The 12,370-nt window shown below is 71.5% G+C and carries 12 protein-coding genes; 8 read left to right on the top strand and 4 right to left on the bottom strand.

The genetic code is table 11. The annotated features are described in order from the left end of the window. The first annotated feature begins 354 nt into the window (after positions 1 to 354). The 7 genes from AC07D6_RS13605 to pstB all read left to right on the top strand — a co-directional run bounded on the left by AC07D6_RS13605 (position 355) and on the right by pstB (position 8,595). Positions 355 to 2,598 (top strand): RNA degradosome polyphosphate kinase, encoded by a 2,244-nt coding sequence (locus AC07D6_RS13605; RefSeq protein WP_479044082.1) that lies wholly within the window; start codon positions 355 to 357, stop codon positions 2,596 to 2,598. Further along, the gene (locus tag AC07D6_RS13600; RefSeq protein WP_479044080.1) at positions 2,585 to 3,538 is read left to right on the top strand and encodes a CHAD domain-containing protein; all 954 of its coding nucleotides are present in this window, start codon (positions 2,585 to 2,587) and stop codon (positions 3,536 to 3,538) included. Before AC07D6_RS13605 ends, AC07D6_RS13600 begins: the two co-directional genes overlap by 14 nt. Continuing rightward, positions 3,535 to 3,942 carry an NUDIX hydrolase gene (locus AC07D6_RS13595; protein WP_315880251.1) on the top strand — a complete coding sequence of 136 codons (408 nt, stop codon included), beginning with the start codon at positions 3,535 to 3,537 and terminating at the stop codon, positions 3,940 to 3,942. Before AC07D6_RS13600 ends, AC07D6_RS13595 begins: the two co-directional genes overlap by 4 nt. Positions 3,943 to 4,452: 510 nt before the next feature. Then, positions 4,453 to 5,583 carry a phosphate ABC transporter substrate-binding protein PstS gene (gene pstS, locus AC07D6_RS13590; RefSeq protein ID WP_479044078.1) on the top strand — a complete coding sequence of 377 codons (1,131 nt, stop codon included), beginning with the start codon at positions 4,453 to 4,455 and terminating at the stop codon, positions 5,581 to 5,583. 107 nt (positions 5,584 to 5,690) lie between these two features. After that, on the top strand, positions 5,691 to 6,689 hold the full coding sequence (pstC, locus tag AC07D6_RS13585; protein WP_315880253.1) for a phosphate ABC transporter permease subunit PstC: 999 nt from the start codon (positions 5,691 to 5,693) through the stop codon (positions 6,687 to 6,689). Next, entirely contained in the window at positions 6,686 to 7,765 is a 1,080-nt protein-coding gene (gene pstA / locus AC07D6_RS13580) for a phosphate ABC transporter permease PstA (protein ID WP_479044075.1), read from the top strand. The genes pstC and pstA overlap by 4 nt, the downstream gene beginning before the upstream one ends. Positions 7,766 to 7,818: 53 nt before the next feature. Continuing rightward, positions 7,819 to 8,595 (top strand): phosphate ABC transporter ATP-binding protein PstB, encoded by a 777-nt coding sequence (gene pstB / locus AC07D6_RS13575; protein WP_479044073.1) that lies wholly within the window; start codon positions 7,819 to 7,821, stop codon positions 8,593 to 8,595. Positions 8,596 to 8,717: 122 nt separating this feature from the next. Here the strand turns inward: pstB and AC07D6_RS13570 are convergent, their stop codons facing one another. Both AC07D6_RS13570 and AC07D6_RS13565 read right to left on the bottom strand, forming a co-directional pair. Beyond that, entirely contained in the window at positions 8,718 to 9,716 is a 999-nt protein-coding gene (locus AC07D6_RS13570; protein ID WP_315880256.1) for an inorganic phosphate transporter, read from the bottom strand. A 6-nt stretch (positions 9,717 to 9,722) separates the two neighbouring features. Next, entirely contained in the window at positions 9,723 to 10,343 is a 621-nt protein-coding gene (locus AC07D6_RS13565; protein WP_189533102.1) for a DUF47 domain-containing protein, read from the bottom strand. Between the two features lie 191 nt (positions 10,344 to 10,534). Here AC07D6_RS13565 and AC07D6_RS13560 point away from each other — a divergent pair, with 191 nt between their 5' ends. Then, on the top strand, positions 10,535 to 10,888 hold the full coding sequence (locus tag AC07D6_RS13560) for a metal-sensitive transcriptional regulator (RefSeq protein ID WP_315880257.1): 354 nt from the start codon (positions 10,535 to 10,537) through the stop codon (positions 10,886 to 10,888). Positions 10,889 to 10,964: 76 nt separating this feature from the next. Here AC07D6_RS13560 and AC07D6_RS13555 read toward each other — a convergent pair whose 3' ends face one another. Beyond that, positions 10,965 to 11,153 carry a beta/alpha barrel domain-containing protein gene (locus AC07D6_RS13555; RefSeq protein WP_315880271.1) on the bottom strand — a complete coding sequence of 63 codons (189 nt, stop codon included), beginning with the start codon at positions 11,151 to 11,153 and terminating at the stop codon, positions 10,965 to 10,967. 277 nt (positions 11,154 to 11,430) lie between these two features. Continuing rightward, positions 11,431 to 12,306 (bottom strand): SCO4651 family lipoprotein, encoded by an 876-nt coding sequence (locus AC07D6_RS13550; protein ID WP_479044069.1) that lies wholly within the window; start codon positions 12,304 to 12,306, stop codon positions 11,431 to 11,433. Positions 12,307 to 12,370 lie beyond the last annotated feature (64 nt).

Raw genomic sequence — 12,370 nt, 5'->3', positions numbered from 1 at the left:
GGGCGCGCAGGACGCACGAGCCCGGGGCGCGCGGGCGAGTCCGCCCTCCCCGCGCCCGCTCCCCGTCCGCCCCCCGCGCCCCGCCGAGGCCCCGGCCGAGCGGCATCGGGCCCCCGGTCGAGCGGAACCGGGCCGGGAGAAGAGAGGGGCCGGGAGAGGGGCGAACCCGGAGGGACCTCCCCCGTACACGCTCCGTACACACTCCGCCCGCACCCGCCCGCACCCGGGACGTCACGTCCTCGTCACCGATCATTCAGACACGCTTGCGAAGCTCGGCCAATGAAGCCCGCCGTGTCCGCCTTCACGGCCCGCTCCGACGCGCCTGACCAGCCTGTGGCGCGGAAGAATGGTGTCATGAGCCAGCAGCCCGCAGAGGTCCCGGTCCCGCAGGTACAGCCGTCCGCCCCGCACGCGCAGCCGTCCGTGGGGTCCATAGCCGCGCACCGGCCGCAGGCCGTCGCCGGCGCGCCCGCCGGCCTCTCGCCGGACCTCGACGCCGACCTCGACGCGTACGACGGGGACGGCCTGCGCGCGGAGCTGCCCGAGGGGCGGTTCCTGGACCGCGAGCGCAGTTGGCTCGCCTTCAACGAGCGCGTCCTGGAACTGGCCGAGGACCCCACGACGCCCCTCCTGGAGCGGGCCAACTTCCTGGCGATCTTCGCCTCGAACCTCGACGAGTTCTTCATGGTCCGGGTCGCCGGCCTCAAGCGCCGCATCGCCACCGGCGTCGCCACCCGCTCCGCGTCCGGGCTCCAGCCCCGCGAGGTCCTCGACCTGATATGGACCCGCTCGCGCGAGCTCATGGCCCGGCACGCCGCCTGCTTCCAGCAGGACGTCGCCCCGGCCCTGGCCGACGAGGGCATCCACCTCGTCCGCTGGCCCGACCTGACCGAGAAGGAGCAGGCGCGCCTCTTCACGCTGTTCCGGCAGCAGATCTTCCCGGTGCTCACGCCGCTGGCCGTGGACCCCGCGCACCCCTTCCCGTACATCTCCGGGCTCTCCCTGAACCTCGCCGTCGTCGTCCGCAACCCGGTCAGCGGCCACCGCCACTTCGCGCGCGTGAAGGTGCCGCCGCTGCTGACGCGGTTCCTGGAGGCGTCGCCGCAGCGGTACGTACCGCTGGAGGACGTCATCGCCGCGCACCTGGAGGAGCTGTTCCCCGGCATGGAGGTGCTGGCCCACCACATGTTCCGGGTGACCCGCAACGAGGACCTGGAGGTCGAGGAGGACGACGCCGAGAACCTGCTCAAGGCCCTGGAGAAGGAGCTCATGCGGCGCCGCTTCGGCCCGCCGGTGCGGCTGGAGGTGGAGGAGTCCATCGACCCGTACGTCCTCGACCTCCTCGTACGGGAGCTGAAGGTCTCCGACGCCGAGGTGTACCCGCTGCCCGGCCCGCTCGACCTGACCGGGCTGTTCGGGATGGCGGGCCAGGACCGGCCCGAGCTGAAGTACCCCAAGTTCGTGGCGGGCACCCACCGCGACCTGTCCGAGGTCGAGTCGGCGTCCGCGCCCGACATCTTCGCCGCCCTGCGCGAGCGGGACGTGCTGCTGCACCACCCGTACGACAGCTTCTCCACCTCCGTGCAGGCCTTCCTGGAGCAGGCCGCCGCCGACCCGGACGTCCTCGCGATCAAGCAGACGCTGTACCGCACCTCCGGCGACTCGCCGATAGTCGACGCCCTGATCGACGCCGCCGAAGCCGGCAAGCAGGTCCTCGTCCTCGTCGAGATCAAAGCCCGCTTCGACGAGCAGGCCAACATCAAGTGGGCCCGCAAGCTGGAGGAGGCCGGCTGCCACGTCGTGTACGGCCTGGTCGGGCTGAAGACCCACTGCAAGCTGTCCCTGGTCGTCCGCCAGGAGGGCGAGATGCTGCGCCGGTACTCGCACGTCGGCACCGGCAACTACCACCCCAAGACCGCCCGCCTCTACGAGGACCTCGGCCTGCTCACCGCCGACCCGCAGGTCGGCGCCGACCTCTCCGACCTGTTCAACCGGCTGTCCGGCTACTCGCGCCGCGAGACCTACCGCCGCCTGCTCGTCGCGCCCAAGTCGCTGCGCGACGGCCTCGTGTCGCGGATCCACAAGGAGATCGTCCACCACCGGGCGGGACGCCCCGCGTACATCCGCATCAAGGTCAACTCGATGGTCGACGAGGCCGTCATCGACGCCTGTTACCGCGCCTCGCAGGCCGGCGTGCCCGTCGACGTCTGGGTCCGCGGCATCTGCGCCCTGCGCCCCGGCGTCGTCGGCCTGTCGGAGAACATCCGGGTCCGCTCCGTCCTCGGCCGCTTCCTGGAGCACTCCCGCGTCTTCGCCTTCTGCAACGGCGGGGAGCCCGAGGTGTGGCTCGGCAGCGCCGACATGATGCACCGCAACCTCGACCGCCGCATAGAGGCGCTCGTACGGGTCGCCGACCCGGCCCACCGCGCCTCCCTGACCCGACTGCTGGAGACCGGCATGGCCGACACGACCTCGTCGTGGCACCTCGGCCCGGACGGCGAGTGGACCCGGCACTCGACGGACGCGGACGGCCGGCCGCTGCGGCACGTCCAGGAGATGCTCATAGACGCCCGGAGGCGCCGACGTGCACAACCCTGACCACCAGGCGACCGCCGGCGAGGTCCTGGCGCCGTACCTCCACGCCCGGGCCAACGACTTCCTGCGCGCCCTGCGCCTGCACACGGAGAGCAACGGCTCCGACACGGTCGGCGCGGAGGAGGCCACCCGGTCGCTGCGCGCCGCCGCCCGGCGCATCAGCGGGACCCTGCACACCTACCGCCCCCTCCTGGACGGGGCCTGGGCGGACGGCCTGCGCACCGAGCTGGCCTGGCTGTCCGGCACGCTCGCCCAGGAGCACGCCTGCACGTCCCGGCTCGTCCGGCTCGTCGACGCGCTGTCCCGGCTGACCGGGGGGCCCGTACCGGCGCCGAGGGGCGCCCGCGCGGGGACGTCGCGGACCGGGGGCGGGGCGATCACGATGGGCGCCGCCCGCGCCGGCGCCCTGCTGGAACGACAGCTCACCCTCGCCCGGACGCGCGCCCACTCGGCGGCCCTGGAGGCGCTGGGCTCGTCCCGGTTCCACGCGGTCGCCGACGCGGTGGCGCTGCTGGCGTCGGAGGTGCCGCTCGGGCCCGCCGCGTCGTCCCCCGCCGAGGAGGTCCTGCCGGTCCCCGCCGAGACGGTGGAGCGGCGCCTGCTGGAGGCCGTGGCGGCCCTCCCCATGAGCCCCGCCGTGGGCGGCGAGCACCAGGACGCGCCCTGGCACCAGGCACGGCTCCTGCTGCGCCTCCACCGGTACGCCCTGGAGGTGCGGTGCTCCCCGGCCCCCGAGCTGTACGAGGCGGCGACCGCGCTGGACCGGCACCGGGACGCCGCCGAGGCCGCGGTCGCCGCCGCGACGGCCGCACGCACGCCGCGCATCGCCCCGGCGACGGCGTACACCCTCGGCGTCCTCCACGCCGACCAGCGCCACGAGGTGGAGGCCGCCCGCCTCGCCTTCCACCACGCCTGGCGGCGCACGGCGGTGACGGCGCGGTGAGCGGCCGCGCCGGGGTCGTCCGGGCGGCCGGCTGCGTCCTGTGGCGCCGGGCGGCGGACGGCGCGGTGGAGGTGTGCCTGATCCACCGGCCCGAGCACGACGACTGGTCGTTCCCGAAGGGCAAGGTGAAGGCCGGGGAGGAGCTGCGGGCGGCGGCGGTGCGGGAGGTCCGCGAGGAGACGGGTCACGCGTGCGAGCCGGGCGCCCTGCTCGGCACGGTCCGCTACTGGACGGGTGCGCGGGAGAAGGAGGTCACGTACTGGTCGGCGGAGGCCGGGCCGGGGGCCTTCACGCCCAACCGGGAGGTCGACGCCGTGCGGTGGCTCCCCCCGGAGGAGGCGCGGCGGCTGCTGAGCCACCCCCAGGACCGCGTCCTGGTCACCTGGTTCCTGGCCGCTCGGTGACTCCCGGCCGGTCCTGGCCGGTCCCGGCCGGCCTCTGCCGCTCCTGACACTCGATGACCCCCGACCGGTCCTCGCCGCCCCACAACGCTCCGTGACCCCTCACCGGTCCACGCCGCCCCCTCCGCGACCCCTCACCGGTCCTGCCCGCCCCTCAACGCTCCGTGACCACCGACCGGTCCTGGCCGGTCCGTGCCCTCCTCCCCTCCGGCCGCCTCCCCCCGACCGGCCCGCGCCGCCTGGTCAGCCTGTGGCGTACGGGGCAGGTGGGACGAGTGGGAGCAGCCTCCGGGGATACTCACCGGCACTTACAGCACGGTTCACCTCGCGTTCACTCGCCCCCGCCGACCACTTCACCTGATCTGCCTAATTTCAGCCGTACGAGGTGACCGACAGACGCCACCACCACCCACCCCGACACACGCCGTCGTACAACCGGCCATGGACATGGATCACGACACCAGCCTCCATACGGCCACGCAGTCCGGCGGTTACTGGAAGGAACACCCGAAAGTGAAGCTTCATCGCAAGACCGGGCTTCGCGCCACCGCGCTCGGCGCCCTCGCCGTCTCCGGCGCCCTGGTTCTCACGGCGTGTGGTTCGGACGACAACACGAGCCCGGACGGGGCGAAGAAGACCGCCGCCGCGTCGGACATCGACTGCGCCGGCGCCAAGGGCCAGCTCCTCGCGGCGGGCTCGACCGCCCAGAAGAACGCCATGGACCTGTGGGTCAAGAACTTCCAGGCGGCCTGCGAGGGCGTCGAGGTGAACTACCAGGCCATCGGCTCCGGTGGCGGCATCACCAAGTTCAACCAGGGCCAGGTCGCGTTCGCCGGCTCCGACTCCGCCCTGAAGGAGGAGGAGGTCGCCGAGTCGCAGAAGATCTGCAAGGGTGGCAAGGGCGTCAACCTCCCGATGGTCGGCGGCCCCGTCGCCATCGGTTACAAGCTGGACGGCGTGGACGACCTCGTCCTCGACGCCTCCACCCTCGCCAAGATCTTCGACTCGAAGATCAAGAAGTGGAACGACCCCGCCATCGCCAAGCTGAACCCGGGCGCCAAGCTGCCCGACGTGGCGATCCAGGCCTTCCACCGCTCCGACGAGTCCGGCACCACGCAGAACCTCGGCAAGTACCTCAGCGAGGCCGCCGCCGCCGACTGGAAGCACGACCCGAAGACGAAGTCGTGGCCCGCCCCCGGCGGCCAGGCCGCGAACGGCTCGTCCGGCGTCGCCGCCGCCGTCAAGGACACCAACGGCGCGATCGGCTACTTCGAGCTCTCGTACGCCACCGCCAGCAGCATCAACACGGTCAAGCTGAACACGGGCGCCGCCCAGCCGGTCGAGGCCACCACGGAGAACGCCTCCAAGGCCATCGCCGCCGCCAAGATCAAGGGCACGGGCAGCGACCTGGCCCTGTCCCTCGACTACAAGACCAAGGCCGAAGGCGCCTACCCGATCATCCTCGTCACGTACGAGATCGCCTGCGACAAGGGCAACAAGGCGGAAACGCTGCCGACCCTGAAGGCGTTCCTCAACTACACGGCCAGTGAGGAGGGCCAGAAGGTCCTCGCCGACGCGGGCTACGCCCCGCTGCCGGCCGAGATCGCGGCCAAGGTCCGCGAGATCGTCCCCACGCTCTCCTGACGACCCCGCCGGGGCCGGCCCACCCACCCTCGGGGCCGGGCCGGCCCCGGCATCCGGTGCACCGCCGCCAGAAGCCGCCACGGCTTCGCAGACCGGAGAACACAACGATGGCCACAGCCACCACACACACCCCGCCGCCCTCCGGGCGGGACCCGCTAGCGTCCCCGAAGTCGACCTCCCCGTCCCAGGCCGGTGACCGGATCTTCCTCGGGCTGTCCCGCGGTTCCGGCATCACCCTGCTGGTGATCATGGCGGCGATCGCCGTCTTCCTGACGTACCGCGCGGTCCTCGCCATCGCCGACAACGAGGGCAACTTCCTCACCACGTCCGAGTGGAACCCGGCCGGGAACCCGCCCGTCTTCGGCATCGCCGTCCTGGCCTTCGGCACGATCGTCAGCTCGGTCATCGCCATGGTCATCGCCGTGCCGGTCGCCATCGGCATCGCGCTGTTCATCTCGCACTACGCGCCGCGCCGGCTCGCCACGCCGCTCGCGTACGTCGTCGACCTGCTCGCCGCCGTGCCGAGCATCATCTACGGCCTGTGGGGCGCGATATTCCTCGTGCCCTACCTGGACGGCCTCAACAAGTGGCTCGACCAGTACATGGGCTGGACGTACGTCTTCGACAAGTCCGGCGAGGGCGTCGCGCGGAACATGTTCACCGTCGGCATCCTGCTGGCGATCATGATCCTGCCGATCATCACCAACGTCACCCGCGAGGTCTTCCTCCAGGTCCCGCGCATGCACGAGGAGGCCGCCCTGGCCCTCGGCGCGACCCGCTGGGAGACCATCCGCATGTCGGTCCTGCCGTTCGGCCGCTCCGGCATCATCAGCGCCTCCATGCTGGGTCTGGGCCGCGCGCTCGGCGAGACGATGGCCGTCGCCGTCGTCCTCTCCCCCAACTTCATCATCTCCGGGCGCCTCCTCGACCCGGGCGGCGGCACGTTCGCGCAGAACATCGCCGCCAAGTTCAACGAGGCGAACGAGTACGGCCGCGACGCGCTGATCGCCTCCGGTCTCGTCCTCTTCGTCATCACGCTGCTGGTCAACGGCGCCGCCCGCTGGATCATCGCGCGCCGCAAGGAGTACTCGGGGGCCAACGCATGAGCCACGTCATCCAGGACCAGCGCCCGGCCGCCGTCCCCGTGCGCCACCACTCCCCGCTCGCCCACGCGCGCATGCCGCGCTGGGCCCCGGCCGCCATAGCCGCCGGCTCCGTCGCCGCCGGCGTCGGCATCGGCCTCGCCGCCGGCTGGGAGAGCCGCGTCCAGTGGGGCATGATCTCCGCCCTGCTGTTCGTCGCCGCCACGTACGCCATCACCGCCAAGGTCGAGAACGCCCGCCAGGCCAAGGACCGCGTCGCGACCAGCCTCGTCTGGGTCTGCTTCGTCCTCGCCGTCGTCCCGCTCGCCTCCCTCTCCTGGGTCACGGTGAGCAAGGGCCTGGAGGTCCTCGACCCGTACTTCCTCACCCACTCGATGAACGGCGTCCTCGACGCCGAGACGGGCGGCGGCGTCTACCACGCGCTGCTCGGCACCATCGAGCAGGTCGCCATCGCCGCGGTCATCGCCGCCCCGATCGGCATGCTGACCGCGATCTACCTGGTCGAGTACGGCCGAGGCCGGCTGGCCCAGGCCGTGACCTTCTTCGTCGACGTCATGACGGGCGTCCCGTCCATCGTCGCGGGCCTCTTCATCCTCGCCACCTGGAACCTGATGCTGGGCTTCGGGCCCTCCGGCTTCGCCGGTTCGATGGCGCTGGCCATCCTGATGATGCCGGTGGTCGTCCGCTCCACGGAGGAGATGCTCAAGCTCGTCCCGAACGAGCTGCGCGAGGCGTCCCTCGCGCTGGGCGTCCCCAAGTGGAAGACGATCCTCAAGGTGGTCCTGCCGACCGCGATCGGCGGCATCACCACGGGCGTCATGCTCGCGATCGCCCGTATCACCGGCGAGACGGCCCCCGTGCTGCTCCTCGTCTTCGGTACGAAGCTGATCAACCCGAACCCGTTCGAAGGCGCCCAGGCGTCGCTGCCCCTCTACGTGTACGAGCAGTACGCCGTCGGCACGGACGCCGCCGTGGCCCGCGCCTGGGCCGCCGCGCTCGTCCTGATCGCCTTCGTCATGATCCTCAACCTGGTGGCCCGCGGCATCGCCCGCTGGAAGGCCCCGAAGACCGGCCGCTGAGGCCACGACATTCGGCTCCGCCGGTCGGCGGAGCACCCTGGGAAGTGATTCAGATGGCCAAGCGAATCGACGTCAGCGGCCTCTCCGCGTACTACGGCAACCACAAGGCGATCGACGACATCTCGATGACCGTCGAGCCCCGCTCCGTCACGGCCTTCATCGGCCCCTCCGGCTGCGGCAAGTCCACGTTCCTGCGCACCCTGAACCGGATGCACGAGGTCACACCCGGCGGTCGCGTCGAGGGCAAGGTGATGCTGGACGACCAGAACCTGTACGGCAAGGACGTCGACCCGGTCGCCGTGCGCCGCACGGTCGGCATGGTCTTCCAGCGGCCGAACCCGTTCCCCACCATGTCGATCTTCGACAACGTGGCGGCGGGCCTGCGGCTGAACGGCAAGTACCGCAAGTCCCACCTCAACGACGTCGTCGAGCGCTCCCTCAAGGGCGCCAACCTGTGGAACGAGGTCAAGGACCGCCTCAACAAGCCGGGCTCCGGCCTCTCCGGCGGCCAGCAGCAGCGCCTGTGCATCGCCCGCGCCATCGCGGTCGAGCCGGAGGTCCTGCTGATGGACGAGCCCTGCTCCGCCCTGGACCCGATCTCCACCCTGGCGATCGAGGACCTGATCTGCGAGCTGAAGGAGCGGTTCACGATCGTCATCGTGACCCACAACATGCAGCAGGCCGCCCGCGTCTCCGACCGCACCGCGTTCTTCAACCTGGCCGCCGTCGGCCAGCCCGGCAAGCTGGTCGAGATCGACGAGACGGAGCGGATCTTCTCCAACCCGTCGGTCCAGGCCACGGAGGACTACATCTCCGGCCGCTTCGGCTGACCCTCCCCGCCCCACAGACGTCCTGCGGTGCTGCATGGCGGTGCCACCGCACGACGAAGGGCCCGCCCCCTCACTCCCAGAGGGGGCGGGCCCGCTTCCGTCCCGTACCGCGGCGGGGGCCGCTAGCCGAAGAAGACCCGCACCGCGAAGAAGCTCACCGCCGCCACCACCGCGGCGGCCGGCATGGTGATGAACCACCCCAGGATGATGTTCTTCGCGACGCCCCAGCGCACCGCGTTGACCCGCTTCGTCGCGCCCACGCCCATGATCGCGGACGTGATCACGTGCGTCGTGGAGATCGGCGCGTGGAACATGAACGACGCCGAGTACATGACGGACGCCGCCGTCGTCTCCGCGGCGAACCCCTGCGGCGGGTCGAGCTCGATGATCCGGCGGCCCAGCGTCCGCATGATCCGCCAGCCGCCCGCGTACGTACCGAGCGACAGCATCAGCGCGCTGGCGACCTTCACCCACAGCGGGATCGGGTCCCCGGTCTGCTCGACGTCGGCGATGACCAGCGCCATCACCACGATGCCCATCGTCTTCTGGGCGTCCTGGAGGCCGTGGCCCAGCGCCATGGCGGCGGCCGACACGGTCTGCGCGATCCGGAAGCCGCGCTTCGTCTTGTGCGGCCCCGCCTTGCGGAAGATCCACATGATCGCGGCCATCACCAGGTAACCGATGATCAGGCCGACGAACGGCGACACGAACATCGGGATGACGATCTTCTCCAGCACCCCGGACCAGATCACCTCCGTGCCGCCCGCCAGCGCCGCGCCCACCATGCCGCCGAAGAGCGCGTGGGAGGACGAGGAGGGCAGGCCGAAGTACCAGGTGATCAGGTTCCAGACGATCGCCCCGACCAGCGCGGCGAAGAGGATGCCCATCCCCTTGTCGCCGATCGGCGTGGCGATGATGCCCTCGCTGACGGTCTTGGCGACGCCGCTGCCCATGAAGGCGCCGGCGAGGTTCATGACCGCCGCCATCAGCAGCGCGGCGCGCGGCGTGAGCGCCCGGGTCGACACCGACGTGGCGATCGCGTTCGCCGAGTCGTGGAAGCCGTTCGTGTACGTGAAGAAGAGCGCGACCCCGACGGTCACGACCAGTGCGAAGGTGTCCACGGGACCTCAGGACTCCTTGACGGCGATGGTCTCCACCGTGTTCGCCACGTGCTCGAAGGCGTCGGCGGCCTCTTCCAGCACGTCCACGACCTGCTTCAGCTTCAGCACCTCGATGGCGTCGTACTTGCCGTTGAAGAGCTGGGCGAGCAGCTTGCGGTGGATCTGGTCGGCCTGGTTCTCCAGCCGGTTGACCTCGATCCAGTACTCGGTGAGGTTGTCCATCGTCCGCAGGTGCGGCATCGCCTCGGCGGTGAGCTCGGCGGCCCTGGCCAGCACCTCGATCTGCTGCTCGACGCCCTTCGGCAGCTCCTCGATGTTGTAGAGGACGACGAGGTCGACGGCCTCCTCCATGAAGTCCATGATGTCGTCGAGCGACGAGGCCAGGGCGTAGATGTCCTCGCGGTCGAACGGCGTGATGAAGGAGGAGTTCAGCTGGTGGAAGATCGCGTGGGTGGCGTCGTCCCCGGCGTGTTCGGCCGCCCGCATCCGCTCCGCGATGTCGGCCCTCGCGGACGCCTCCGCTCCCAGCAGTTCCATCAGGAGCTTCGAGCCGGTGACGATGTTGTCCGCCGACGCGGAGAACATGTCGTAGAAGCTCGTCTCCCGGGGGGTCAGACGAAAGCGCACGTGGGGTCCTTCGGTGCATGGATGTCGGTCAGGCTGATGCTAGGCGCATCATCCGGCCACGGCGAACCGGCGTTCCTCAGTGTCGCGCATCGGACACAGAGAACAGAACCGGCCCCGCACAATCCCGCGAGGATCGGTACCATATACCCGCGAGGGGTATACCGCCCTTTGTGGACCACGGGAGGACCCCCATGACGACCACCGAGCCGGCCGGCCTTCCGGTCACGGAGGCCCAGCGGACCCACGGTGACCACGATCACGCGGTGCACGGGTACCACAAGCAGAAGGACGAACACCTCAAGCGGCTGCGCCGGATCGAGGGCCAGATCAGGGGCCTGCAGCGGATGGTCGACGAGGACGTCTACTGCATCGACATACTCACCCAGGTCTCGGCGTCGACGAAGGCGCTGCAGTCCTTCGCGCTCCAACTGCTGGAGGAGCACCTGCGCCACTGCGTGGCCGACGCGGCGGTCAAGGGCGGCGACGAGATCGACGCGAAGGTGGAGGAGGCCACGAAGGCGATCGCCCGGATGCTGCGGACCTGACTTTCGGATCTGTCCGAAACCGATCGCCCCTCCCCGCCGGTACGTCCCTCCCCGCGGTACGCACCGGCGCATCCGCTCACGCCCCGGCCGGGCCGCCTCCGGAACGACCGGTTCCCGGGGACACCTTCAGCACCTCGTCGATCCGGTCGGCGCTGAGCCGCTCCGCCTCGGTCGCCGAGGCGGCGATCATCAGATCGCCGCACAGCTCGATCTCGGCGAGTGCCATGTGGTCCTGGACGGTCGTCGTACGGAGGGGCCGAGCCACGCGCGTTCACCTCTTCCAGCCGGTGTCGGCTTCCCAGCGTAGGGAGCGCGACACGCACCTCGCATGACTCGTCCGGACCATTCTCGGGGCCGTCCGGATGGCCTCCCGCGGCCCTCCGCGGCCGGTTCGCGCCTGTTCCGCTTCCGGTCCACGCCTGTTCCGCTTCCGGTTCGTGGCCGGTCCGCACCTGCTCCGCATCCACTCCGCGGCCGGTCCGCGCCTGCCCCGCGCCCACTCCGCGCCCGCTCCGCTTCCGGTCCACGTCCGGGCCCCCGGTTCAACCGGCGATCTTCCCGGCGTAGATGTCCCGCTGCGGCGGCAGCGGCACGTCGACGGGCGCGCCGAACCCGTACAGCTCCGTCGTCGACTCCACGTCGACCTCCCGCTCCCCGTTCGTGAAGCTGAACCGGTGGCGGACCTTCCGCAGCCGCCCCTCCTCGTCCAGGTACGCGTCGAACGGCACCGTGTCCGTGGCGAACCCTTTCGCCGCGGCCGCCAGCGCCCCGCGCACGCGCGGCGGGGCGAGCCTCGCCGCGGCGGCGATGTCGGTGGTCCCCCGGTAGTGCGCGACCGGCACGCGCCCGATGCGGGCCTCGCCCACGTACGTGACGCGCCGCGCCGCCCGCAGCAGTTCGGCCGCCGCGCCCGGGTCGGTGGCGCCGCCCGTGACCAGGTTGCCGTCGGCGAGGGTGGTCGTGTCGATCCGCACCCACTTGTCGGCGGGGACGCCGGCGCCGCGGTTCTTCATGTACAGCGCGCCCGGCGTGAACAGCTCCGTGATCCTCCGGCGCGGCCGGTCGCCGTCCTCGGGGAGCAGCACCCGCACCCGGCCGCGCCCGGCGCGGAAGTCGTAGCCGCCCTCGCCCTCGATGGTGAGCCGCGTCCCGCCCGTCGCCATCTCCAGGGCCGTCCTGGCCTTCGACGTGCCGGCCCGCACCAGCAGACCGGGCACGGCGCGCACGGCGTCGAGCGACCCGCCCGCGGCGCCGTCGCCGGCCTTCCCCCCGTTCGCGACGACCGCCCCTGCGGGCGGGGCGGCGTCGGCCGCGCCCGGCGAGCACCCGGTGAGTCCCGTGGCCACCGCCGCCACCACCGCCGCGGTGGCGGTGACGGCGTCCGCGCCACCCGCCCGCCTGAGCTTCCGCACCACCATCGCCTGCCTACCCCCAACACCGTGCCGCTGCCTGCCGAACCCCCCGCCCTTCGGCCCGCGGCCT

It is taken from the genome of Streptomyces sp. NPDC045287, assembly GCF_056432325.1.
Note: the sequence above shows the minus strand (reverse complement) of the source record. Positions and strands in the feature narration are given on the sequence as shown.

Coding starts and splice junctions, on each gene's coding strand:
- AC07D6_RS13605 (WP_479044082.1), top strand. CDS start 355: ATGAGCCAGCAGCCCGCAGAGGTCCCGGTCCCGCAGGTACAGCCGTCC.
- pstC (WP_315880253.1), top strand. CDS start 5,691: ATGGCCACAGCCACCACACACACCCCGCCGCCCTCCGGGCGGGACCCG.
- pstA (WP_479044075.1), top strand. CDS start 6,686: ATGAGCCACGTCATCCAGGACCAGCGCCCGGCCGCCGTCCCCGTGCGC.
- pstB (WP_479044073.1), top strand. CDS start 7,819: ATGGCCAAGCGAATCGACGTCAGCGGCCTCTCCGCGTACTACGGCAAC.
- AC07D6_RS13560 (WP_315880257.1), top strand. CDS start 10,535: ATGACGACCACCGAGCCGGCCGGCCTTCCGGTCACGGAGGCCCAGCGG.
- AC07D6_RS13550 (WP_479044069.1), bottom strand. CDS start 12,306: ATGGTGGTGCGGAAGCTCAGGCGGGCGGGTGGCGCGGACGCCGTCACC.